The organism is Xanthobacter nonsaccharivorans, assembly GCF_043194755.2.
Lineage (GTDB): Bacteria > Pseudomonadota > Alphaproteobacteria > Rhizobiales > Xanthobacteraceae > Xanthobacter > Xanthobacter autotrophicus_G.
In genome coordinates, this window is record NZ_CM195526.1 from 5278432 (window position 1) to 5300724 (window position 22293).

Consider the following 22293-nt stretch of genomic DNA (forward strand, 5'->3'; position numbering starts at 1 on the left):
TCAGCCTTCGAGATAGCGCGCCACCTCCTGGGCGCTGACGGCCCGCGCGAGGCTCTGGTCCTCCACCTCGCAGATCCTGGCGAAGTGGCTGACGAAGCGGTCGCCGAACAGGCGCCGGGCATGGGCGCTGCCCGTGAGGCGGGCGGCGGCCTCGGCGAGGGTGCGCGGCAGGCGGATCGCGCCTTCGGGAATGTCGTCGGGGCCGTTGTCGGGGGTGGGCTCCGGCGCCTCGAGCCTCTCCTCGATGCCGTCCAGACCCGCGCCCAGCATGAGCGCGAGGGCGAGATAGGGGTTGCAGTCGGTGCCCGGCAGGCGGAATTCGAGGCGCGCCGCGTCGGATGCCGAGGGCACGGAGCGCACGGCGGTGGTGAAGGTGAATTCCGCCCAGCTCACCGATTTCGGCGCCCACGAGCCGGGGGCAAAGCGGCGATAGGCGTTCACCGTGTGGGCGCACAGGGCGAAGGCCTCCGGCACGGTGCGCGTCATGCCGGCGATGAAGGCGCGCGCCGCGGGGCTGGTGATGCCGGAGGGGTCGCAGAACAGGTTGCGCCCGCTCGCCTTGTCCCACAGCGACAGATGGATGTGCCCGCCGATGCCGGGGAAGCCGGCGCCGAGGAACGGCATGAAGCTCGCGGTCTTGCCGTTCTGCCGCGCATAGGCGCGGGTGGCGAGGCGGAAGAAGGCGGCGTCGTCCGCCGCCCGCATCGGGGGAACGGCGCCGAGCGTCGCCTCGAAGCAGCCGGGGCCCAGCTCGCCTGCCACCGCGAACACGGCGATGTCGCTGGCGCGCAGGATCGCCTCCAGCCCGTCCACGAAATCCGCATGGCTGGCGGCGGTCTGGCCCGACCAGCATTTGTTGTCCGGCGCAAAGGAACGCAGGGTGGAGAAGCCGGAGCCGCGCAGGCTCTCCGCGGTCTCCTCCAGCATCACGACCTCGAACTCGAAGGCGGCCTTCACTTCGAGGCCGAGCGCGGCGGCGCGCTCCACCTGCCCGCGCAGCACGGCGCGGGGCATCAGCTCCCGGGAGGGGCCGTTCAGCTCCATGAGCAGGGCCGCCGCCCCCGCCTCGAACGGGTAGCGACGCAGCGAGGAGGCGTCGATGGCCACCTCCTCGGTGAGATAGGGACCGCTGCCGAACAGGGTGTCGGCGGAATCCCAAAGGGCGATCACATTGGCGAAGCGCGGCTCGCGGGCCCAGGCGAGGAAAGAATCGCGCGGCAGCCGCCGTTCGCGGAAGGCGCCGGAATGATCGAACTGGCCCACGTGGACCACCTCGATGTCTTCCTCGTCCAGCACGCGGGCAAGATGCTCCGTTCCCATGAGGTGCTCCCACTGGGTTGAAAGGGGTTGCGATCAGGTGCGGCGGCGCCCGGCCGCCGGATCAGGCGTCGAGGTAGGCGCGATGCCGGAGCGCGCGGCCCGGCGGCAGGGCGATGGTGAGCACGGCCACCGGCCGCCCGGCCCGCCGATAGCCCACGGCGACCCCGCGCGTGACCGCATCCGGCGTGTCGAGAGCGCCTTCGAGCATCTCCATCTCGTCGGCGATGGCCGGCAGCCCGAAGGACTGCAGGCGGATGGCGTGCTGGTCGCTCCAGAAGGACGGCAGGGGGCGGAACGGCGCCTCGGGCGGGGCCTCGCCGTTCAGCGTCGCGACCACCGTCTCCGCCGCGCGCCGCGCGGTCTGGCCCGGCACGCACCAGTGCTCGATGCGGCGCGGTTCCGCGTCGTAGAGCGGGTTGGGAAACCGCGCCACGTCACCGATGCCGAAGAGATCGCCGCGGCCTTGCACGCGCATGTGGTTGTCGCACAGAAGCCCATTGGAGAGGTCGAGGCCCTGGCCTGCCAGCCAGTCCACATTGGCCACGGAGCCGATGGCCTCCACCAGCAGGTCGGCGGCGAGCTCCCTGCCGTCGGTGAGGGCGACGCCCGTGAGCGTTCCCTCGGCATCGCACAGGAGGCCGGACACGCCGACGCCGGTGCGGAAGCTCACGCCGCGGGCCGTATGCACGCGCTGCAGGGCGGCACCCACGGCCGCGCCCACGGCCCGCGCCATGGGCGCGCCCAGCGGCTCAACCACGGTGACCTTGCAGCCGAGCCGTGCGGCGGTGGCGGCCGCCTCGCAGCCGATGAAGCCACCGCCGACCACCACCACGGCGCGGTCGGGCGTCAGCGCCCGCCGCAGGGCGGCGGCGTCCTCCAGCGTGCGCAGGACGAAGCGCTGGCCATCGCCGCCCGGGAACGGAAGGCGGCGCGGCGTCAGGCCGGTCGCCACCATCAGCGCGTCGTAGGCCAGGTCGCTGCCGTCGGCGAGCCGCACGGTGCGCGCGGCGAGGTCCGCCGCGACGGCGGGAATGCCCAGCCGCCAGTCGGCCGCCGCCACCTCCGGCTTCAGGCGGAAGGCGGTCTTGGCGAGGGCGTCGGGGATGCCGCCGAGTTCCTCCAGCACCTCCTTGGAGAGGGGCGGGCGGTTGTAGGGCGGATGCGGCTCCGCGCCGACGATGGTGATGACCCCGGGGGCGACGCCGAGGCCCGTGAGCGCCTCGGCCGCGCGCAATCCGCCGAGCGACGCCCCGATGATGACGATCCGGGCAGACATCGTCATCCCTCGAGGGTGATGGCTTGCTCGGGACAGACGTCGGCGGCGTCCTCGGCCTGACGGCGCAGGCCTTCGTCGATGCTCTCCACCCACCGGAGGGTGCCGTCCGCATCGAAGGAGAAGACGTCCGGGGCCGCGATCACGCACTGGCCGTGGTACTGGCACTTCTTCATGTCCACGCACACGCGCATGGTTATTCCCCTGTCTGCTGGAAGGAATGTTGTTTTTGCTTCAGGCTTCAGGGTCGAAGGCGATCGGCAGGACGATCGCGCCCGTGTTGCCGCTGTCGGGCAGCCACCGCGCCTCACCCCCGAGGCGCGGATTGCGGATCCGCCGGGCGAGGATGGCCAGCGCCTCGGTCATGTCGCCGCGGGCGATGAAGTGGCCGAGGCAGTGATGCGCGCCGCCGCCGAAGCCGAAATGCGGCTTGCGCTCGGCGGTGATGTCGAAGCCCGCATCCGGGAAGGCGCGCGGATCGGAGCAGGCGGACTGGCTGAAGAGATGCAGCGTCGTGCCCGTCGCGATGTCCAGTCCCTGGTAGGTGAAGTCGGTCACCGCCTCGCGCGTCACCCAGGTGATGGTGGGGCGCACGCGCATGACTTCCTCGACGGCGGCGCGGCCGAGATCGGGGCGCTCGGCCAGCAGGGCCCATTGGTCGGGGTGCTGGAGGAACATGTCCATGGCGAGGCTGAGCTGGTTCCGGGTGGTGTCGATGCCGCCGAAGATGGCGAGCACCACCATGTCGGTCAGCTCCTGGTCGCTGAGGGCCTCCTGGCTCTCGCGGTTGGTCTTCACCAGCAGGCTCAGGAAGTCGGTGCCGCCCTCCCGGGCGCGGCGCTCGGCGATCAGCTGCTCGGCATAGTCGAACAGTCTCTGGGTGGCGGCGTCGATGCTCGGAATGTCCTGCTTGAAGGTGACGCCGAGGGCGAGGCCCATGTCCGCGGCGATGTCGGCGAGCTCGCGCCATTTCTCATGGGGCAGGCCGAGCAGCGTGCAGATGACGCGGGTGGCGTAGGGCTCGGCGAAATCCGCCATGAACTCGCAGCGGCCGGTCTTGGCGAAGGCGTCGATGAGTTCGTTGGCGAGCGCCGCGAAGGCCGGCTGCAGGCTGGTGACGAGCTTGGGCGAGAAGGCCGGGTTGGCGAGGCGGCGCAGGCGGGCGTGGTCCGCGCCTTCCTGGCTCAGCAGCATGCGGCTCCACCAGTCCGCGAACTTGCCGGTGGCATCGTTCAGCGCCGGCCACGCGTAGCTGCCCTGGCGCAGGCGCGGGTCGCGCATGAGCTTCTGCACGTCGTCATAGCGCAGCACGGCAAGGCCGTAGGGCGTGCGCGCGCACCAGCTCTGCTCGCGCGCGTCGGTCACGCTTTTGGAGCGGATGGAGAAGGCCGGGTCCTTCAGATCGAGATAGGGAAGCGTATCGGCCCGCATGGCCAGAGTCACAGTCATGTCCCGCTCCGTGCTTTTTGTTGAACACAGAACGGCAACAAGCGTGCCAAACCTATGGTCCGTACTCAGGTATTTGAAAGTATTGGAATTTTTTAATCCGGCCCGGACGCGCAGATGGCCGTCTGCTGCGTGATGTCATCGGAAGGCGATGCGTCGCCGCAGCAATGGCGATGCGCGTGCATTGCAGCATTCGCGCGCAGGTGCTTCCGTATTTATTTGCCCGCGCGCATGTCGAGCCGGTCGCTGAACAGATGAAGCGGAGCGGCAGGCAGGATTGATCCCGTGCTCCACGTTGGCGGAACGGACGGGGAAGGATGCGCCTGGCGCCTGGCAAGTGCGCTGCGCCCGGCAGCGCGGCGGACGGAGGACCTTCCGGGACCGGTCAGTCGCAGAGCGCCTCGGTGAAGACGGGGGACTTCGAGGCGATCTCGAACACCCGCTCGATATGGCGGTCGAGCAAGGCGCAAGCCCGCTCGGCATCGCGATCGAGGGTCGCGTCGAGAATTTCCTGGTGGTCCGTCGCCACCTGTGGCGGCAGGCGGGCGCTACGGAAATAAAGCCGGCGATAGCGATCCGCCTGATCGTAGAGGACGCTCTGGAACTTGGAGAGCCAGCGCGACCCCGCGCCCTCGATGAGGGCCCGGTGGAAAGCCCGATGGCGCTCCTCCCACCGCGCGAGAGCCTCGTCGTCGGAGGTCGCCAGGGTTTCATCGAGGCGCTTCAGCTTGTGATAGGCGCCCACGACCCGCGCCTCGTAGTCGTCGTCCATCCGCTCGATGGCGCGCCGCAGCGCCGTGCACTCCACCAGCTTGCGCTGGTCGGTGACGTCCCGCAGCTCGCTCAGGCTCAGGCGGGGGATGCTGAAGCCCTTGTTCTCCTCGCTCTCCACGAAGCCGTCCGCCGCAAGGCGCGACAGGGCCTCGCGCAAGGGGGTCGGGCCGATGCCGTAGCGCGACTTGAGCGCATCGATCCGCAGCTTGCTGCCCGCAGCCAGGGTGCCGACGAGAATGTCGTGGTGAAGCAGGCTGTAGGCCTGCTGCGACAGCGTGGGGGTGTCGGGACTGCTGGTTTCGGGTCTTGCCATCAACGGGGTCCTGGAATGCCGCAAATTCGGGCGAATATGCACCTGAGCCGATAAAAATCAATAACTAATATAAAACTGAAAATCATCGATAAAACATCTTTACATCGATCAAGGAGTGGCTCTAGCTTCAGCCGTGCCTGGAGCGCACCAGCGCCCCCAACAACCGGCCCGAGGCAAGAGCCCTGTCATGTCTGGAAACGTCCCCCCCGCCTACGAAGACATCTATGTGGACCTGATCGGCTTCGTCCCGCCCCGCATTCAGCATCGGCTGCGGGTGGAGCGGGAGTGCGATCCCGAGCTCCTGGATCTGGTGGAGACCCTGCGCACGCGCGCCATGTACCCCGAGTCCATGGAGACCAAGGTGTCCCAGCTGATCCTGTTCGGCATCCTGCTGTCGCACGTCGCCCCGGCGGCCGAATACCATGCCCGGGGCGCCATCAGGGCCGGCGCCACCAAGCGCGAGCTCCACGACGTGGCCGCGCTCGCCTTCCTGTTCCGCGGCCTGCCCGCCTTCAACCTCGCGGGTGAACTGATCAACAAGATCTACGACGCGCCCGTCGCCGCCGAATAGGCGCGCCGCGCGCCGGCCGCCCCGTCGGCGGAGCGGCATTCGGGCGAACGGATGAGCCGCGCCCGCCCGGTCGGGCGCTGGCGTGCCCCGGCGCGCGCCCGTACCAATCAAAACGAGGCGAAAGCCCGCCAAGGAGGAACGCCAATGAGAGTCTGGAGCCGTCTGGCTGCCCTGTTCGCCGCATTTTGCCTGCTCGCCGCTCCCGCGTGCGCCCAGACGGTGAAGGTCGGCCTGCTGATGATCGGCAACCCGCTGGTGGTGGGTATCGAAAAGGGCTTCTTCAAGGAATACGGGGTGGATGTGGAGCCGGTCTACTTCCGCTCGGGGGCCGAGCAGATCCCGGCCCTTTCCACCGGCACCGTCGACGTCATCCTGAGCTCCGCCACCGCGTCCCTGTTCAACGCGATCGCCTCGGGCGTCGATATGAAGATCGTCGCCGACTACATCTCCCTGGTGCCGGGCACCGCGCCGCACGGGCTGCTGGTGCGCAAGGAGCTGATGGACAGTGGCAAGGTGAAGAGCGTGGCGGACCTCAAGGGACGCTCCATCGGCGTCACCGCGGTGGGTGTCTACACGCACCAGGCGGCCGTGCGCATCCTGAAGTCCGCAGGGCTCACCGAGAAGGACGTCCGGCTGGTCAACATGCCGTATCCCGACATGGTGGCGGCGCTCGCCAACGGCGCCATCGACGCCGCCAATATGACCGAGCCCTTCGTCACCCAGGCCCAGGAGATGGGCGTTGCCCGCCTGCTCCTCAACCATACGGAGGCGTTCCCGAACCTCCAGCTCGGCGTGACCATCTACGGGCCTCGCCTGGCCACCCGGGACCGCGACCTCGGCGAGCGCTTCATGCGCGGCCTGGTGAAGTCCATGCAGTACATGCGGGGCATCCTCACCGATCCGGCGCGCATCGTCGAGGTTGCCGCGATCATGCAGAAGAGCCTGCCGATCAAGGACCCGAAGATGTACGAGCGCATGAGCTGGCAGCTCACCACGGACGGCCAGAAGGTGAATGTTCCAAGCCTCCAGGAACAGCTCGATTTCTACGCCGCGCAGAAGCTGATCCCCAAGATGCCGAACCTTGCGGCTGTGACCGACACCAGCTTCCTGGAGCGCGCCTATGCCCGCTGAGGCCACCCGGGTGATCCCCATCGATGCCGCCGCGCGGACGGCCGCGCCGGCGACGGCCCCCAAGGTCTCCCTCCGCGATGTCTGCCGGACATTCTCCGTCAACCGGCAGGTCTTCCATGCGCTGGCGGACATCAATCTGGAGATCCGCGCCGGCGAGTTCCTCTGCCTCGTGGGTCCGAGCGGATGCGGCAAGTCCACCCTGCTGCGCATGCTGGGAGGGCTGGACGAGCCCTCCTCCGGAACCGTGGAGGTGCGGGTCGAGGATCCGAAGCGTCCCACCAGCGCCATCGTGTTCCAGCAGGAATCGGTCTTTCCCTGGCTCACCGTGGAGCGCAACGCCACCTATGCCCTGCGCATGCTGGGCCTGTGGAACGGCGCCGAGAGCCAGCGGCGCGTGGATTATTTCCTCGACCGCTGCGGGCTGTCGAAATTCCGCGGCTTCTACCCGCACCAGCTTTCCGGCGGCATGAAGCAGAGGCTCTCGATCGTGCGCGCCTTCTCCGCCCACCCCGAGCTGCTGCTCATGGACGAGCCGTTCGCCGCCCTGGACGAGCAGAACAAGCTGCTGCTCCAGCAGGAGGTCGAGCGCCTGTGGGAGGACAACAAGATCTCCGTCCTGTTCATCACCCACAGCCTCGACGAGGCCATCCTGCTGGGAGACCGGGTCGCGGTGATGTCGGCGGCCCCCGGCCGGATCAAGGAAACGATCGACATTCCCTTCGAGCGTCCGCGCAACCTTCTCACCCTCAAGAGCACCCCCGAGTTCGGCCAGCTCTACGGCCGGCTGTGGGACCTTCTGGGCGAAGAAGTCATGGCCGCGCGCAAAGACCGGTAGGGCACGCAGATGAAGTATCAATCCTGGATATCTCCCGTCATCGTGCTCGTGGTCTGGCAGGCGGTGGCCAGCCTCGGCCTCGTGGAGACACGCTTCTTCCCGGCGCCGTCCGCCATCTTCGCCAAGTTCGCAGAGATGGTGATGACCGAGCAGTTCTGGCTCGACCTGCGCGTCTCCGTCGTCCGCCTCATGGTCGGCTTCGTGATCGGCGCGGTGCCGGGCGCGGCGGTGGGCCTGCTCATGGGCCTGTCGCCTCTGGCCGAGCGGGTCATCTCGCCGCTCATCAGCATGCTCTACCCGCTGCCAAAGATCGCGCTTCTGCCGCTGATCATGCTGATCTTCGGCCTCAGCGAGGCCTCGAAATACGCCATCGTCGCCATCGGCGTCTTCTTCATCATGGCGATCAACACCTATGGCGGCGTCCAGAACATCAACAAGATCTACTTCGAGGTGGCCAAGAACCTGAAGGTTCCCGGCTGGAAGGTCTATCTCACCGTGGCGCTGCCCGGCGCCCTGCCGGGCATCTTCACCGGGCTGCGGCTCGCCACCGGCGTGGCGCTGATCCTGCTCGTGTCCGCAGAGTTCGTCGGCGCGACGGAAGGGCTCGGCTTCCGCATCTGGTGGTCCTGGACCGTGTTCTGGGTGGAGCAGATGTACGTGGGGCTGGTCATCATCGCCCTGCTCGGCTTCACCTTCGCCAGCCTGGTGGGGCTGTGCGAGCGCACCTTCCTGCCCTGGCGGCGCGGCGGGGGCAACTAGCCATGGCGCTCGTCTTCACCGGCTCCTACCTGATCCCGGCCCCGCGCGAGCGGGTCTGGGAGGGCCTGAATGATCCCGACGTGCTGGCGCGCAGCATTCCGGGCTGCACCGCCCTGACGGCGACGGGGCCCGACACCTTCGCGGCCACGGTGGTCGCCCGCATCGGCGTGATCTCCGCCACCTTCAGGGGGGACCTGCACCGGGCCGAGGCCGAGCCGCCCTCCCGCTATGTGCTCAACGGGCGCGCCAATGGCGGCCTCGCCGGCTTTGCCCGCGGCGGCGCGGAAATCCTGCTCGCCGTCGGTGAGGAGCCGGACAGCACGGTCCTCACCTATCGGGCTGAGGCGGATATCGGCGGCAAGGTCGCCATGGTCGGCGGGCGGCTGATCCAGTCGGTGGCGAAGTCGCTCGCCGACGATTTCTTCGGCGCCTTCGCGCGGGAGCTGGGCGGCAACGCCCATCCCCTCGCCCCGCCGCCCCGGCCCGCCCCGGTCGCCCCGGCGGAGACCCGCGCGCCGTCGCCCGTGGCCGCGCCCGCCGCCGCATCCGCGCATCACGGGGAAACGCTCGTTCCCGTCCGGGTGGTGACGGCGTTTCTCACCGGCATCGCCGTGGGCATCGCTGCCACGGGCGCCGCGACCGTGGCCCTGGGCCTGGTGCGCTGAGATGGCCCGCGCCACCGCCTGCGGACCCGGCCGGCCATGAAGCCCGCGCCGTTCGTCCTTCACCGCCCGGCCGACCTCGCCGAGGCCCTTGAGCTTCTCGCGATGCTCGGGGTCGAGGCCAAGGTGCTGGCCGGTGGGCAGAGCCTGCTGCCCACCATGAACATGCGCCTCGCCGCACCGGGCGCGCTGGTGGACCTTGGCCGCATCGCCGCCCTCAAGGGGATCGATGTGCTGCCGGATCATGTGCGCATCGGCGCGGCCACGACCTATGCCGCCTTCCTCGCCGATCCGGCGTCCATCCATCTGCCGCTGCTGCGACTGGCCCTGCCGAATGTCGCCAATGCCGCGGTTCGCAACCGCGGCACGCTGGGCGGGAGCCTGTGCCACGCCGATCCTTCTGCGGAGACGGCCGGGGCCCTGCTGGCCCTCGACGCGCGCCTGGAACTCGCGTCGCGGGATACGGTCCGGCAGGTTCCGGTGGCGGAGTTCCTGCGCGGGGTGTTCCAGACCGCGCTGCGTCCCGGCGAGATTCTGCAGGCCATCCTCGTGCCCCGGCCGGCGCCCGCCTGGTCGTGGTTCGACGAGCACGTGCGGCGGCGCGGAGATTTCGCCATCGCCGGCCTCGCCGCGGCCGGCACCTCCGCGGGCGGCGGTGTGGCCGGGCTCCGGCTGGCGTTCATCGGCCTCGGCGATCGCGCGCTCCTGGCCGAGGACACCATGGCGTGCCTCGCGGACGTCCCGCTCGACGCGGCGGGCATCGCCCGCGCCTTGGCAGGCCTGCCGGCGGAGCTTGCGGCCCGCGGCGCCGGCGCCGACGCGTATCGCCTGGCCCTGGCCCAGGATCTGCTGGCGCGCGCCCTCGTGGCGGCGGGAGAGGCTGTTCGGGAGGATCACCCATGAATGCCCACGGCCGTGCCTTGGACCCCCACCCGGTAGACGCGGACGGCGCCACCGAGGTCGACATCACCGTCAAGGTCAATGGCGAATGGGTGCGCCAGCGGGTGGAGGCGCGGCTGTCCCTCGCCGACTTCCTGCGCCAGGGCTGCGGCGCCACCGATGTCCACGTGGGCTGCGAGCAGGGCAAATGCGGCGCCTGCACGGTGCTGCTGGATGGGCTGGCCGTGCGCGGCTGCCTCACCCTCGCCGCCCAGGCGGACGGCGCGGCGGTGGAGACGGTGGCGGGACTGACCCAGGTCGGTCGGCTGGCCGCCTTGCAGGATGCCTTCCTCGCCCGCAATGCCCTGCAATGCGGCTTCTGCACGCCCGGCATGCTGGTGGCCGCTATGACCCTGCTGGAGGCGGGGCCCTGTCCTGATCGGGCCGGGATCCGTGAGGCCATTTCCGGCCATTACTGCCGCTGCACGGGCTATGAGGCGATCGTCGACGCCATTGCCGCCGCCGGGGAGGGCAACCCATGACCGCCCATCCGTCCCACGGCCCGGCCGTGATCGGTCGTTCCCTGCCGCGGCGCGAGGCCCGGCGCCTCCTGGAGGGGCGCGGCCGCTACCTCGACGACGTCGCCCGTCCCGGCCTGCTTCATGCCGCCTTCGTGCGCAGCCCCCACGCCCATGCCCGCATCCTCGGCATCGACGGGCTCTCCGCCCGCCTGATCCCCGGAGTGGTGGCGGTGCTGACCGCGGAGGAGGTGGACCGGGTGTGCGCTCCCTGGTCCGGTGTCCTGGAGCGCCCTCCGGGCATGCGCTCGCCCCTCCAGCGCCCCCTGGCGAGGGATCGGGTGACCTACCAGGGCGAGCCGGTTGTGGTGGTGGTGGCCACCAGCCGGGCCCTTGCGGAGGACGGCTGCGACGCCGTCGAGATCGCCTACGAGCCGCTTCCGGCCGTGACCGATCTCGCCGCAGCCTGCGAGACGGGAGCGCCGTGCGTCCATCCCGAGCATCCGGACAACATCGCGTTCCGCGGCGTGACGGCAGCCGGCGACGCCATCGCGGCGTTTGCCGCCGAGGGCCTCATCGTCGTGGAGGAGACCCTCCATTTTCCCGGCGTCACCGCCGTGTCCATGGAGACCCGGGGCGTTCTCGCCGACTACGACGCCGCCATGAAGCGGCTCGACGTCACCTGGTCGGTCCAGGCCCCGTTCCAGATGCGGGACGTGGTGGCGAGGTGCTTCGGCCTTGCCGAATGCGACGTCAACGTGGTCGTGCCCGACGTGGGCGGCGCCTTCGGCCTCAAGCTGCATGTCTTCCCCGACGAGATGGCGGTGGTTGCCGCGTCGGTGCTTCTCGCCCGGCCGGTGAAGTTCGTGGCCGACCGGCTGGAATCGTTCATGAGCGACACGCAGGCCCGGCGGCAGATCGTGCACGGGCGCCTGGCCGTCGATGCCCAGGGGCGGATCCGGGCGATGGCGGTGGATATCCACGCCGGGATCGGTGCCTACTCGGTCTATCCGCGAACCAGCTTCCTGGAGCCCAACCAGGTCAGCCGCCTGTGCGGCGGGCCCTATCTCGTGCCGAATTACCGCGCCGTCGCCACCTGCATGTTCCTCAACACGCCCCCGAGCGGGCAGCTGCGTGGGGTCGGCCATCCGATCGCCTGCGCCCTCACCGAAGCGCTCATGGACAAGGCAGCCCTGGTCCTCGGCCTCGATCCCTTCGAGATCCGCGCCCTGAACCTGGTGCCCGCAGATGCCTTTCCCCACCAGTCGCACGGGGGCTTCCGCTTTGAACGCCTGGGCCAGCAGGCGGCGCTGGAGACGATCCGGCAGGTCACGGCCGAAGCGCGCGCGCAGGTGGTGGCGCATCGCGGCTCCGGCGGACGCAAGCGGCTCGGCCTCGGCATCGCGCTGTTTGTCGAGCTCACTTCCCCCGGCGTCGGCTATTACGGCCTTGGCGGCGCCCATATCTCGTCCCGCGAGACCGCAACGCTGCGCCTCGAGCCCGATGGGGGTGTCACGGTTCAGGTGGGCATCACCGACCAGGGGCAGGGTCTCGAGACCGTGATCGCCCAGGTGGTGGCCGACGGGGTCGGCGTGGACGTGGAGCGCGTGCGGGTGCTGCACGGCGGCACGTCGGGCGCGCCCTTTGGCGGCGGCGCCTGGGCCTCGCGCGGCGCCTCGCTCGGCGGGGAGGCGGCTTGGCGTGCCGCGCGCGCCCTGCGGCAGCGCATCCTGGCCGTGGCCGCGGCGGCGCTGGATCGGCCGGACGGGACCCATGCCCTCTCCATCGTCCATGGCCTCGTCGTCGACGGGGATGGCGAGGCGCTCGCGAGCCTCGCCGATCTCGCCCGCCGGGTTCACTACCGCCCCGACACCCTGCCCGGCCACGCGCTGGAAAGCCTGACCGCCACCGAGACCTATCTGCACGAGGACTTTCCCTACACCTTCACCAATGGCGCCCACGCCGCCCTCGTGGAGGTGGACGAGGTCACGGGGGAAGTCCGCCTTGCCGGTTTCTGGGTGGTGGCCGATTGCGGCACCGTGCTCAATCCGCTGCTGGCCGACGAGCAGGTGCGCGGCGCGGCGGTGATGGGCATCGGCGGCGCCCTGTGGGAGGAGTGCCTCTACAGCCCCTCGGGCGATCTCGCGACCGCCACCATGGCGGACTACTTCACGCCCATGGCCGTGGAGCTGCCGGACATCGTGGTGGTGCACATGTCCACCCCCACCGCGCAGAGCCAGCTCGGCGCCAAGGGCGCGGGGGAATCCGGCATCGCCGGCGCCCAGGCGGCCATCCTCAACGGCGTGAACGCGGCCCTCGCGGAGAGCGGCGCGCGCCTCGACACCTTTCCGCTCACCGCCGAACGCATCTGGCGCGCCCTGCACGGGCGCCCGGCGCAGGCCCGACCCGTACCGGGCACCGAACCCGTCTGAGACGTCACGTGAGGAACCAGAGCATGACCAGTGCCGCTTCGAGCGTCGCGGCCGCCCGCGCAGGCGCAACGCCGCGACGCCACCCGCATTTCATCGCCGGCCGTTTCGTGCCGGAGGGACGGACCGAATTCGAGAACATCAATCCCGCCACCGGTGCCGTGGTGGGCCTCGTGCCCGAAGCGGACAGCGCGCTGGTGGACGCGGCGGTCCGCGCCGCGCGCGCGGCCCTCGACGGGCCGTGGGGCCGCACCAGCGAACAGGAGCGCGCCGCGATCCTGCGCAAGGTGGCGGACGGCATCCTCGCTCGCTTCGACGCGTTCCTCGAGGCGGAGATTCTCGACACCGGCAAGCCGCGCAGCCTCGCCTCGCACATCGACATTCCGCGCGGGGCCGCGAACTTCAACGTGTTCGCGGACCAGGTGCTCACCTTGTCCACGGAAGCCTTCCGCACCGCCACGCCGGACGGCGCCGGGGCGCTCAACTACGCCATTCGCGTGCCGCGCGGGGTCATCGCCGTGGTGTGCCCGTGGAATCTGCCGCTGCTGCTGATGACGTGGAAGGTCGCTCCCGCCCTCGCCTGCGGCAACACCGTGGTGGTGAAGCCCTCGGAGGAGACCCCCGCCACCGCGACCCTGCTCGGGGAGGTGATGAACGCGGCGGGCGTGCCGCCGGGCGTCTACAACGTGGTCCACGGCCGCGGCGAGGACAGCGCCGGGGAGTACCTCACCCGCCATCCCCTGGTGAACGGCATCACCTTCACCGGGGAAACGCGGACCGGCGAGGCGATCATGCGCGCCGCCGCCACCGGCGTGCGGCCGGTCTCCCTGGAGCTGGGCGGCAAGAACGCGGCGATCGTGTTCGCCGACTGCGACATGGACAAGGCCGTGGAGGGGGTGACCCGCGCGGTGTTCGCCAATTGCGGTCAGGTGTGCCTCGGAACCGAGCGGGTCTATGTGGAGCGGCCGATCTTCGCCGCCTTCACGGAGCGGCTGCGGCTGGCGGCGCAGGCGCTGCGCCCCGGCAACCCGTTTGAGGCCACCACCACCCTCGGCCCGCTGATCAGCCTGGCCCACCGGGACAAGGTGCTGCGTTACTACGCCCAGGCCCGCGCGGAGGGCGCCGAGGTGGTTGCCGGCGGCGGCATTCCGGACCTTCCCGCGCCCTATGACGGCGGCGCCTTCATCCAGCCGACCATCTGGACCGGCCTGAGCGAGCATTCGCCGGTGATGCGCGAGGAAATCTTCGGGCCGTGCTGCACCCTCGTGCCCTTCGACGACGAGGATGCGGTGCTCGCCGCGGCCAACGACAATCCATATGGCCTCGCCGCCTCCATCTGGACGCGCGACCTTGCGCGCGCCCACCGGGTCGCCGCGCGGATCGAGGTCGGGCTCTGCTGGGTCAATTCGTGGTTCCTGCGCGACCTGCGCACGCCGTTCGGCGGGTCGAAGCAATCGGGAATCGGCCGGGAAGGCGGCGTCCATTCCATGGAATTCTACACCGACCTGCGCAACGTCTGCATCAAGCTGTAAGGGGCCTGCCGCCATGTTGACCGAAGAAGAACGCACGCGCGCCGTCGCGGGCCTGCTGGAGAGCCACCGGACCAAGGTCCAGGGCCTGCGCCCTTCCGAAATGTTTCCGCACATCGAGATCGCCGACAGCTACGCCATTTCCTCGGCGGTGGCGCAGGCCCGCATCGCCGCCGGCGCGCGGATCATCGGCCACAAGATCGGCCTCACCTCCAAGGCCATGCAGGCCTCCTCGAAGATCGACGAGCCAGACTACGGCTACATGTTCGACGACCAGGTGCTCTCGGATGGGGCCAAGGTGCGCTTCGAGGACTTCTGCGTGCCGCGGGTCGAGCCCGAGCTGACCTTCGTGCTCAAGGAGCCGCTCAAGGGTCCGAACGTCGGCCTCGTCGACGTGCTGCGCGCCACCGAGTGGGTGGTGCCTTCCATCGAGATCATCGATGCCCGCGTGCGGGAGCCGCGCCAGATCTTCGATACCGTGGCCGACAACGGTGCGGCGGCGGGCCTCGTCCTCGGCGGCCGGCCGGTGCGGCCGGCGGATGTCGACCTTCGCTGGGTGGGGGCCATCTTCTATCGCAACAGCGAGATCGAGGAGACCGGCCTTGCCGCCGGCGTGCTGGGCCATCCGGCCATGGCGGTGGCGTGGCTCGCCAACAAGCTCGCCCCCTTCGGCGTGACGCTGGAGCCCGGCCACATGCTGCTGTCCGGCAGCTTCACGCGCCCGGTGTGGGCCAGGAAGGGCGACACGCTGCACGCCGATTTCGGCCCGCTCGGCTCCGTCGCCGTCCAGTTCGTATGAGGCGCGCATGAACGCTCCCGAAAACCGCTTCAAGTCCCGGCTCCTGGCCCGCGAGGTTCTGCACGGGCTGTGGATGACGCTGGCAAGCCCCGTGGCGGCCGAGGCCCTGTCCCTGCTCGGGCACGACTGGCTGATGTTCGACACCGAGCATACGCCGCTGGACCTCGCCGGGGTGCAGCCGCTGCTCCAGGCTGCGGCCGCAGGCGGCGCCGCCACGGTGGTCCGGCCGGCATGGAACGATCCGGTCCTGATCAAGCGCCTCCTCGACATGGGGGCGCAGACGCTGCTGGTGCCGTTCGTGCAGACCCCGGAGGAGGCGCGCGCGGCCGTGGCCGCCACGCGCTATCCCCCCGAGGGCGTGCGCGGGGTCGCCGGCCTCACCCGGGCCAGCCGCTTCGGCCTCGCCACGGATTATTTCCGCGTGGCGAACCGCGAGATGTGCGTCCTGGTGCAGATCGAGACGGGCGCGGCCCTCGCGCGGCTGGAGGAGATCGCCGCGGTGGAGGGGGTTGACGGGGTCTTCCTCGGTCCCTCGGATCTCGCTGCTTCGCTCGGGCATCTGGGGCAGCCGGGGCACCCCGAGGTCCAGGCCGCGCTCGAGGACGCCGCCCGCCGCATCCTCGCCACCGGCAAGGCGCCGGGGATCCTCGCCACCACCGCCGTCGATGCCCGCCGCTATCTGGGGTGGGGCTATCGGTTCGTCGCCACCGGCGTCGACCTCAGCCTTCTGCTCAAGAGCGCCCAGCGCCTGCTTGAGGAGGTGGCGGCGGAGACCTGAGGCCGGTGGGCCGCGGTGACAGCCGCGGCCCGTCGCTCCCCGAGCATCGGGCCGACAGGCACGCCTCGGCAAAGCCCGCGTGGGCCCGACGGTCCCCAATTCCGGAGATGGCGGCCCGCACGGCTTGGAACCTGACGCCCCCGCACGCTTGCGGGTCGGCCCGGTGCCGCGCTCCATACGCGCGAGAAGCCGCGCATCCCCATTCGCGCCCGCGCGCGGAAGGCGCTGAACGCCGCACCTCTCAGGCATTTCCCTGGCACGGTTGCGGGGGGAGGTCGCGTGCGCAGGCCAGGGATGGGGCCCGCCACGTGTCGACGGCCCCTTTCCAAAGCCGTGCTGGAGTTGTATCTGTTGATTTCACAGCTTGTTAGCCGGACGCGCCCGGCGCTCCTACCGAGGTCGACCCGTTCGTGAAACGTCCGCCCAGGTGGATCGGCCGGCTCACCAAGCCGGTGCTCATCGCTTGCGTCATCGGCGTCTTCTCAGCTTTCGGCCTCGCCGACCGGATCGCCGGCTTCAGCGCCAATCTCGGCGAGAAGGACCGCATGGTGCGCTGGTCCGCGGTCTTGTCCGGCGCGACGCACGACGCCATTCCGGTGACGCTGATCGACATCGACCCGTCCACCATGGCCGCGCTCGGCCATCCCCAGACCACGCCGCGGGAGGTTCTGGCCGGGCTGCTCGCCCTCGCCGCCGCCAAGCATGCGGGCGGCATCTTCCTCGACATGGATACCTCCCGGCCCGGATCCCCCGCGGGTGACGCGGCGCTGGCCGGCTTCCTCGCCGCCTATCCGCCGGATGCGCCACCCCTCGCCCTCGCCCGCCGCCTGGGCGCCTTAGACCAGGCCGGCGCCAGCGTCGACGCGCTGGCCGAGCAGCCCTCCCTCCTCGATGCGACCGTGCGCGGCAAGCCGAACGTGATCTGGGCGGCGAGCGTGAGCCGCATCGACGAGGACCGGGTGGTGCGGCGCTGGCAGCTGAGCCACACCTCCTGCTCGCCCGGCGCGGGCGCGACCCTGCCCTCGCCCCAGCTCTTTGCCGCCGCGGTGGCGGGCGCGCACCCCCGGCCGCTCTCCGACATCCAGGCCTTCGCGGACAGCCGGACGCAGGCGGTGTGCACGCCCGGCACGGCCGCCGCGGCACCGGCCTGGCCGCGCAATCCCGACCAGAGCGCCGCCATCGCCTTCCTGATCCCGGACGGGCCGGACCTCGCCGCCCCGCAATTCATCGCGCGCGATGGCCGGCAGGTGCCGCTGTTCCGCCGGGTGCCGGCGCGCGCGCTGATGACGGCATCCGGCGCCGTGGTATCGCCCCAAGCGGTGGCGGACGACCTGCTGCGCGGCCGCTTCGTCATCATCGGCGCCAGCCATGCCGAGAGCATGGACGGGCACCTGACGCCCATCGGCTTCCTGCCGGGCGCGCTCATCGTCGCCAATGCGGTGGCCACCGCCCCCGCGGTGCTGTCTGGCCAGCCCGTCGGGCCAATCGGCGCCACCCTGATCGCGCTGACGCTTCTCGGGGCGCTGGTGGCGATCACCTCCCGGCTGCGCCCGCTGGCGGCAGGTCTCGTCGTCGCCGTCGCGGTGCTGGGCGCGCTGATGGTGCTCGGCCGCATCTTCGCTCCCTCCACCGCCAGTGACATCGTGCTGGCAGCGTTCGGCATGGTCGCCTTCCTCTCGACCGCCGAGGGCATCCATGCCATCGGCAAGGACTGGCGCGCGCGGGGCTGGCGGGCGCTGCTGAAGCCGGAGAAGCCGCCGGCCGTGAAACCAACGGAGACCATCACGTGATGCGTGCTGCCCCGCTGCTCACCGGATTGCGCCTCGCGCCGCTGGCCCTGCTCCTCCTCGCGGGCGGCCTGCCGGCCATGGCGCGCGATGCCGACACGCGGACCCCGGCGGGCTATATCGTCGGCATGGAGCTGCCGGCCACCAACCCCGATGTGGCGGCCCATGTGCAGCGCGAGGGGCAGGAGATGCCCGTGCAGATCGGCGGCGCGCTGTTCGATGGCGACAAGGTGGTGGTGCGCGATGCCGGCGCCGTGGTCACCATCGAGACGGTGAACGACCGTCACCTGCGGGTCGATGCGGCGCGCTCCCCGCATCTCGTCACCGGCGCGCTCCCCTCCGGTGGACGCTTCAGCGCCCTTGCCGCCATGATCGGAGAGCTGTTCGAAAGCAAGCCCGCAGCCCGCACGGTCAATCTCATTGGCCGCAACGACGAGACCCTGCGGCTGCAGATGGGCCGCAGCGTGCCCCAGCGTGTGGTGCCGGGAACCCGCCTTTGGCTGGGCTGGCAGGGCGGCGAGGCGCCCTTCACCGTCGAGATCCGCACGCCCGGCAAGGGTGGTGTCCTGCTCTCCGCCGTGCCGGCGACCGGACGTTCCGCCACCCTGGCGCTGCCGCCCGAGGCCTCGGGCCCGCTGGTGCTGGCGGTCCGCGACGGCGCGGGCGAGGAGGTGCAGGTGGAGTTGCTGGTGAACGCCGAGGCGCCGCCCGTCCCCGCCTGGGTCAGCGAGGGCGCGCCGACGCCCGCCTTCGGACAGGTGGCGGGCGCGCTCTGGCTTCTGGAGCGCAATCCGGCGGAGTGGGACCTGCAGGCCGCGGCGCTTGCGGCTGAAGCCGGGCATTACGCGGCCGCCGAGGAACTGCTCCGTCGCCTCGCCGAAGGCCGGAAGCCGAGGCGATGAAACGGGCGCCCCGCGCCACGCTGGCGCTGCTCGTCGCCCTCGGCTGCAGCGTTGCGGCCGAGGCCGCCGCGGCGAAGACCCTGGCGCTCCTCGTCGGCGTCTCCGGCTATCCGGCCCTGCCGGCCGACAAGCAGTTGAAGGCCCCGGCCAACGACGTGCGCCGCATGCTGCTTGCGCTGAAGGCGCGCGGCGTCGCGCCGGAGGAAATCACGGTGCTGGCCGATGGCGTCGAAGGCACCGCCGGCTCGCCTACCCGTGCGGCCATCCTTGCCGGTCTCGAGCGCCTGGCCGACACCGCGCAGAAAGGCGACCTCGTCATCTTCTATGCCTCGGGCCACGGCACCCGCCAACCCTCGCGCACCACCTTGAAGGTGGATGGGCTCGACCAGGTGTTCCTGCCCCGTGACGCCACGCCACCCAAGCCCGGCGCGAACTCCGGGGAGGCGCGCAACCGGTTCGAGAACGTCATTGCCGGGCCGGATTTCGGCGCGCGGCTCGACGCCATCCGCAGCCGCGGCGTGGACGTGTGGTTCATTCTGGACAGCTGCTTCTCCGGCTCCGCCTCGCGCGCCGTGGGCGACGGCGTCCATGACAAGAAGATCGAACTGGAAGACATCGGCCTATCCACCTCCGGCGCCATGACGCCGGAGAAGACCACGGTGCTCGCCGACCTCACGCCGGCGCTGCCGCCGGGCTCCGGGCGGCTCACCGCCTTCTACGCGTCCCAGCCCAACGAGACGGCCCGGGAGGTGGCACTGCCGCCCGGCGCGCCTCTGGAACGGCGGGTCTGGGGCTCCATCTTCACCACCGCCCTCGCCGACGTGCTGCAGCGCGCCCCCACGCTCAGCTATCGCCAGCTGATGGTGGAGACCGGCCGGGTGCTGCGCGCCGATGCCGCCTTCCAGGCGCGGCAGACGCCGAGCTTCGAGGGCGACGGCATGGATGGCCCGGGGCCCGGCGGCACGGCGGCTGCCACGACCGGCGCGACGTGGCGGGTCGGCTCTGGCATTCTCCATGCCGGGCAGATCGAGGGCATCGAGGCAGGCGCCCTCGTCGCGCTCTATGACAGCGCCGTCCAGCCGGCCGGCAAGCCCTCCGGCCATGCCGTGGTGGAGGAGGTGGAGGCGACCCGCGCCCGCCTCGTGGCGCTCAAGCCGGGCTGCGCGCCGGTCAGCGCCCGCTGCCCCACGGCGCCGGGCGCGGCGGCGCTGGACAAGGCCGCTTATGCGCGGCTGGCGCGACCGGCGCCACAGGCTGCCTTCACCCTCTCGCGCCCACGTCCATGGCCCGGCCCCGGCGCGCCCGACGCGGCGCAGGAGGCGCGGCTGCGCCAGGCGTTCGAGGCGGCCCTCGCGGGACCGCTGAAGGACAGCGCGCAGCTGGACGATGCCGCCCCCGCGCTGGTGGCGTGGATGACCGGGGACGGCCTGCGCTTCATGCCCGACGGCCTCGATCCGGCGGCGGTGGAGGCCGGCCCGCTCGCCGCGATCGCGCCCGGCACGGACACCGACATCGCCGCCACGGCCATCGCCCGCGCGGTGCTGCGCGCGCGCCAGCTGTCACGGCTTCAGGCGCTCGCCGCCGCCAGTGCCGGCCGCGACCTGGACGTCTCCACGGAAATCCGGCGCTTCGGCCTCGACCCGGCGGCGCGGCAATGCGGGTTCAAGGGCCCGGCCACCGCGGTGGCGGAGGATGGGCCGGTCGCGGTGTGCGACAAGGTGCAGGTGGCGGTGGAAAACCGCAGCACCCGCCCGATGTTGGCCGCCATCTTCTTCCTCGACGATGCCTGGAACCTGATGGCGCGCCGCCCCACCTGCCCGGTGGGCCTCACCGTCTCCGACCGGCTGGAGCCGGGGCGGCGGCTGGTCTTCGAGGTGCCCTACCATCCCCGCGCCATCGTGCCGGGGCGGGCGCCCAGCACCACCAACGGGGTGTTCGTTGTCGGCGTTCCGTTCATCGAGGGCGAGACGGACCTGCCGTCGCTCTGCGCCCTCACGGGCTTCAACGACCTCGCCGGGCCGGCGACGCGCGGCGAGGAGGGCGCCGGCCTCGACGACCTCATGGACGGCACGGCGCGCGGCGGGCGGCTGCCGCTGGAAAGCGCCAGCCTGTCCTTCGCATTCTGGCCCGTCAGCCAGCCGGTCAAGCCGTAAGACCGCCTGGCGCCGGCCAGGGGTCGGGGCCGATGGCACACGGGAGAACCGGCGCGAGCCGGTTCAGCGGCCTTGCCGGTGGCTCAGGGCCGGCTTTGTGGGTTAGCCGGCGACGCCGGGCTCGGCTGTGCGATGGACGCCTTGATCCAGTCGATATAGAGCGCGAGGCGGGTGTAGACGCCGGGAAACTCGGCATGGCCGCAGCCGATGCCGAAGCTGACGATGCCCACCTGCACGAGAGGCCCATCGCCCTTCCGGCTCAGGATGGGACCGCCGGAATCACCCTGGCAGGTATCCACCCCGTCCACCGCGGCGCCGGCGCAGAACATCTGCGGCGTCACCACGCCGCCGATCTGCGGGAGCTGCTGCTCCAGCGCCCTGCGCGCCGCCGGCGTCAGGTTGAACACGTAGCTCAGGTCCTCCAGCGCCCGGCGCGCATCGGGCGAGCCCACCAGTGCGGAGGTGAGGACGCGGTTGCACCGGTTGCGGTCCACCGCGGTCAGGCGGGTTTCCATGAGATCGGGCGAGGGGCGCCCGCCCTCGGAGGTGGTGCCCCAGCCGATGATGCGAAGCTCCGCCTGCTCCGGCAGATCCGTGGGCTCGGTCTCCCGCGTCACCACCGTCACCTGCTGCACCTTCGCGCCGCGCTTGGGCGCGCGCTCCAGCTCCACCAGCGCAATGTCGTTGACGTTGGTGCCCGTCACGTATTTCGGATGGGCGATGATGCGCTTGATGGGGATCCAGTCGCGCGCGTCGTCCTCGGCGAGAAGGCTGGTGTTGCCCACGTGGACGAGCAGGTTCTTGGTGCTGCGCAGCCCCTCCACCTTGCCGCCCGCGCCCTCCACGAAGCAATGGGCGGCGGAGAGGATCCAGCGCGAGGTGAGCACGGTGCCCCCGCACACGGGCGAAACGCCCGTGACCTTGCCGTTGGTGGTGGCGACGCGGATGATCGCGGCCTGGAACGGATAGGCGCCGGGCGCCGCCTTCGTGCCGCCGACGATCTTCTCGTTGGTGCCACGCTTCAGCAGCCCGCCCGTCTTCACGGCGATGCCGGCGGCAGTGTAGGGCAGCGCGCGCGGATCGCCGCCCGTGCGGGGCCTGCGGTCCGCTGCCAGCTCGGCCGGGCCGACGCTGTCCGACGCCGGCAGGGTGGCCGGGCGCGCCCCGGCTGCGCCGGTGGCCTGCTGGAGCAGCAGATCGTCGCCCGGCGCGGACGCCTGGACCTGGGGCCCTGTTTGGACCTGGGGCCCTTCTGCCTGCGCGGCGAGGGTGCCGCCCGCGAGGCATGCGGCGAGCGCAAGGAGCCGGAGGCTCGTCCTGGAAGCGAGGGGCCGCAGGCCCTCCCCGGCGGCAAAGGATCGAAACGACTGGAGCTTCATGGGAGCCACTCTGTGAGGAGGGGGGAGGGGAGACTGCAAGGCGAGGGCGCCGGTGC

The 22293-nt window shown here is 71.0% G+C and carries 20 protein-coding genes; 14 read left to right on the forward strand and 6 right to left on the reverse strand.

Going from position 1 to position 22293, the window contains the following annotated elements:
- The 5 genes from V5F59_RS24115 to V5F59_RS24135 form a co-directional block, all read right to left on the reverse strand.
- Entirely contained in the window at window positions 1-1320 is a 1320-nt protein-coding gene (locus V5F59_RS24115) for a glutamine synthetase family protein (protein ID WP_393978895.1), read from the reverse strand.
- A 61-nt stretch (window positions 1321-1381) separates the two neighbouring features.
- Window positions 1382-2596: an NAD(P)/FAD-dependent oxidoreductase gene (locus V5F59_RS24120; protein WP_393978897.1), complete on the reverse strand. Its 1215-nt coding sequence runs from the start codon at window positions 2594-2596 to the stop codon at window positions 1382-1384.
- 2 nt (window positions 2597-2598) lie between these two features.
- Window positions 2599-2787, reverse strand: a complete 189-nt coding sequence (locus tag V5F59_RS24125; RefSeq protein ID WP_393978899.1) for a ferredoxin — start codon at window positions 2785-2787, stop codon at window positions 2599-2601.
- Window positions 2788-2827: 40 nt separating this feature from the next.
- Window positions 2828-4042 carry a cytochrome P450 gene (locus V5F59_RS24130; RefSeq protein ID WP_393978901.1) on the reverse strand — a complete coding sequence of 405 codons (1215 nt, stop codon included), beginning with the start codon at window positions 4040-4042 and terminating at the stop codon, window positions 2828-2830.
- A gap of 382 nt (window positions 4043-4424) precedes the next feature.
- On the reverse strand, window positions 4425-5126 hold the full coding sequence (locus V5F59_RS24135) for a GntR family transcriptional regulator (RefSeq protein WP_393978903.1): 702 nt from the start codon (window positions 5124-5126) through the stop codon (window positions 4425-4427).
- A gap of 187 nt (window positions 5127-5313) precedes the next feature.
- Between V5F59_RS24135 and V5F59_RS24140 the strand changes: the two genes are divergently transcribed.
- The 14 genes from V5F59_RS24140 (at window position 5314) to V5F59_RS24205 (ending at window position 20858) form a co-directional block, all read left to right on the forward strand.
- Entirely contained in the window at window positions 5314-5697 is a 384-nt protein-coding gene (locus V5F59_RS24140) for a carboxymuconolactone decarboxylase family protein (protein ID WP_393978905.1), read from the forward strand.
- A 144-nt stretch (window positions 5698-5841) separates the two neighbouring features.
- Window positions 5842-6828 (forward strand): ABC transporter substrate-binding protein, encoded by a 987-nt coding sequence (locus tag V5F59_RS24145; RefSeq protein ID WP_393978906.1) that lies wholly within the window; start codon window positions 5842-5844, stop codon window positions 6826-6828.
- Window positions 6818-7663: an ABC transporter ATP-binding protein gene (locus tag V5F59_RS24150; protein WP_393978908.1), complete on the forward strand. Its 846-nt coding sequence runs from the start codon at window positions 6818-6820 to the stop codon at window positions 7661-7663. The genes V5F59_RS24145 and V5F59_RS24150 overlap by 11 nt, the downstream gene beginning before the upstream one ends.
- 9 nt (window positions 7664-7672) lie before the next feature.
- On the forward strand, window positions 7673-8422 hold the full coding sequence (locus V5F59_RS24155) for an ABC transporter permease (protein ID WP_393978910.1): 750 nt from the start codon (window positions 7673-7675) through the stop codon (window positions 8420-8422).
- Window positions 8423-8424: 2 nt separating this feature from the next.
- Entirely contained in the window at window positions 8425-9087 is a 663-nt protein-coding gene (locus V5F59_RS24160) for an SRPBCC family protein (protein WP_393978912.1), read from the forward strand.
- Between the two features lie 36 nt (window positions 9088-9123).
- Window positions 9124-9987 (forward strand): FAD binding domain-containing protein, encoded by an 864-nt coding sequence (locus tag V5F59_RS24165; RefSeq protein WP_393978914.1) that lies wholly within the window; start codon window positions 9124-9126, stop codon window positions 9985-9987.
- A complete protein-coding gene (locus tag V5F59_RS24170) occupies window positions 9984-10505 on the forward strand; it encodes a (2Fe-2S)-binding protein (protein WP_393978916.1) in 522 nt (173 codons plus the stop codon). The genes V5F59_RS24165 and V5F59_RS24170 overlap by 4 nt, the downstream gene beginning before the upstream one ends.
- Entirely contained in the window at window positions 10502-12913 is a 2412-nt protein-coding gene (locus V5F59_RS24175) for a xanthine dehydrogenase family protein molybdopterin-binding subunit (RefSeq protein ID WP_393978918.1), read from the forward strand. The genes V5F59_RS24170 and V5F59_RS24175 overlap by 4 nt, the downstream gene beginning before the upstream one ends.
- 23 nt (window positions 12914-12936) lie before the next feature.
- Window positions 12937-14442, forward strand: coding sequence for a 2-hydroxymuconic semialdehyde dehydrogenase (locus tag V5F59_RS24180; protein WP_393978920.1), 1506 nt, complete (start codon window positions 12937-12939; stop codon window positions 14440-14442).
- 13 nt (window positions 14443-14455) lie between these two features.
- Window positions 14456-15238, forward strand: a complete 783-nt coding sequence (locus tag V5F59_RS24185) for a fumarylacetoacetate hydrolase family protein (protein WP_393978922.1) — start codon at window positions 14456-14458, stop codon at window positions 15236-15238.
- 7 nt (window positions 15239-15245) lie between these two features.
- Window positions 15246-16016 (forward strand): HpcH/HpaI aldolase family protein, encoded by a 771-nt coding sequence (locus V5F59_RS24190; RefSeq protein ID WP_393978924.1) that lies wholly within the window; start codon window positions 15246-15248, stop codon window positions 16014-16016.
- Window positions 16017-16426: 410 nt separating this feature from the next.
- Window positions 16427-17806: a CHASE2 domain-containing protein gene (locus tag V5F59_RS24195; RefSeq protein ID WP_393978926.1), complete on the forward strand. Its 1380-nt coding sequence runs from the start codon at window positions 16427-16429 to the stop codon at window positions 17804-17806.
- Window positions 17803-18705, forward strand: coding sequence for a hypothetical protein (locus V5F59_RS24200; RefSeq protein WP_393978928.1), 903 nt, complete (start codon window positions 17803-17805; stop codon window positions 18703-18705). Before V5F59_RS24195 ends, V5F59_RS24200 begins: the two co-directional genes overlap by 4 nt.
- Window positions 18702-20858 (forward strand): caspase family protein, encoded by a 2157-nt coding sequence (locus V5F59_RS24205; RefSeq protein WP_393978930.1) that lies wholly within the window; start codon window positions 18702-18704, stop codon window positions 20856-20858. The genes V5F59_RS24200 and V5F59_RS24205 overlap by 4 nt, the downstream gene beginning before the upstream one ends.
- Before the next feature lie 83 nt (window positions 20859-20941).
- On the opposite strand, the gene V5F59_RS24210 is transcribed toward V5F59_RS24205, so the two are convergent.
- Complete coding sequence (locus V5F59_RS24210) at window positions 20942-22237, reverse strand: trypsin-like serine protease (protein ID WP_393978932.1); 1296 nt, start codon at window positions 22235-22237, stop codon at window positions 20942-20944.
- Between the last annotated feature and the right edge of the window lie 56 nt (window positions 22238-22293).